This window comes from Collinsella sp. 1033st1_E11_1033SCRN_220408 (assembly GCF_039062465.1).
Classification (GTDB): Bacteria; Actinomycetota; Coriobacteriia; order Coriobacteriales; family Atopobiaceae; genus Parolsenella.
In genome coordinates this window covers 1-1637 of sequence record NZ_JBCLNF010000023.1, presented here as the reverse complement: position 1 = coordinate 1637, position 1637 = coordinate 1, and the positions used below count along the sequence as shown (strand labels likewise).

Below are 1637 nucleotides of genomic sequence, written 5' to 3'. Positions count from 1 at the left end.
GGTTGATTTCCGATCCCAACCGAACACATTGAGCTGACGGCACGCTCCCGCAGTTAACCGAACGCCCCCGAGGTCCTATCCGGGCCCCGGGGGCGGCATTTTCCCAGTTGAAGGAATGGTGGAGATGTGTTTCGATGGGTCCGGTGGCCATGCTCCGCCCGCCGCCCGGCACCTCTTCCCAGACTCAGCCGGACGGTCGGTCCGTCTATTCCGTTTTTCTCCTAGGCTAGGCCAGCGGGGCATCGCCCCTCTCTGCGCGCGCCCTCTCGATGAGCCCCGGCGTCAGGTCGAGATCGCCGAGCGGCACGTCCTCCACGCCGTAGGCGTCCAGCAGCGCCGCCGCGTCCTCCCCGAGCATCGCCCTGAAGGCGCGCGCGGGCGTCGCGAAGCCGAGCGCGCCGCGGGGCTCGGAGTTCACGTGCGACATGGCCAGCGCCAGGTCGGCCGGGGCGAGCCGGTCGAACCTGATTCCGGCGCCCTTGGGCAGCAGCTTCCTGATCTCGACGTGGTTGCGCTCGCAGGCGCCCTTCTGGTCGCTGCGCCTGGGGTCGCAGTAGAACAGCCTCGTCTCGCCCGGCCCCTCGCCGAGCAGCGCCGCGATCGCCGCCTCGTCGGAGAACTCGGCGCCGTTGTCGGTGAGGACGGCGCGGAACACGCGGCGCGTCCCGTCGGCGCCGAGGATGGCCCGGACGCCCTCCAGGGCGTCCGCGACGCACCCGGCGGTCTTCTCCTCCAGCGGCAGCGCGAGCTGGAGCCTGCTGGGGCGGTGCAGCAGCGTGAGCAGGCAGGCGGAGTCCTCCCGGGCCCCCTCGACGGTGTCCATCTCCCAGGCCGCGGCGCACGCGTCCTCCCCGAGGGCGAGGAACGCGGCATGCGACCTGCGGGCGGAGTGGCGGGTCGCCGCCCGGCCCGCGGCGCGCTTCCTCGGCCTGTAGCCGACCTTGCGCCTGAGCTCCATGTTGGTCATGCCGTCGTAGCCCGCCGAGACCCAGCGGTAGATGGTCGACGGCGACAGGTCCACCGGGCCGCCGTTGCGCGCCGCCATCTGCTCGGGCGACAGCCCCCGGCGCAGGCAGTCCCTTATCGCCTCCAGCCTGGCCGCCGCGGCGGGCTCGTCGGCGTCTATCCCGCGCCTGGACGAGACGAGGACCGAGTCGGCGCACAGCTGCGCGGCCCGGGCCTCGTAGAAGACGTGGGGGCGGCGCTTGCAGCCGATCGCGCGGTACCGGCCGCACCCGTTGCAGCAGCGCGGCCACGCCGCCAGGCGCGGGCAGGCCGCCGACAGGTCGGCGGAGGCGTCCACGCGCTCGCCGCGCCTGGCCTTCGGCGCCGTCACGAACCTGTGCGACGCCACCTCGGCGCTCACCGTCGAGGGCGACCTGCCCAGCTCCCTCGCGATCTCCCTGCACGACGCCCTGCGCTCCAGCATCCTCTGGACCGTGTCCCGCTCGTGCCTCGTGAGCCTTCCGTAGGCCCTCGGGACCGCCCTTGCGGAGCCGCTCTTCTTCTTTCCGGACATGCCGTCCTCCGATCTCCCGGGGCCGGCCGATCCGGCCCTCAGGGTATCGGGTTCCCACATTCATCCGCACATGTGCGGATGAATGTGGGAGGTGTTCGGATAAAGTTGATAATCAAGG

Annotated in this window: 1 protein-coding gene; it reads right to left on the bottom strand. The window is 71.8% G+C overall.

Going from position 1 to position 1637, the window contains the following annotated elements; genetic code table 11:
* Positions 1-226: 226 nt before the first annotated feature.
* Positions 227-1519 carry an IS30 family transposase gene (locus tag ABCN07_RS07960; RefSeq protein ID WP_005987407.1) on the bottom strand — a complete coding sequence of 431 codons (1293 nt, stop codon included), beginning with the start codon at positions 1517-1519 and terminating at the stop codon, positions 227-229.
* Between the last annotated feature and the right edge of the window lie 118 nt (positions 1520-1637).

Excerpts from the sequence above, each read along its gene's own strand:
- ABCN07_RS07960 (WP_005987407.1), bottom strand. The coding sequence starts at position 1,519 with ATGTCCGGAAAGAAGAAGAGCGGCTCCGCAAGGGCGGTCCCGAGGGCC.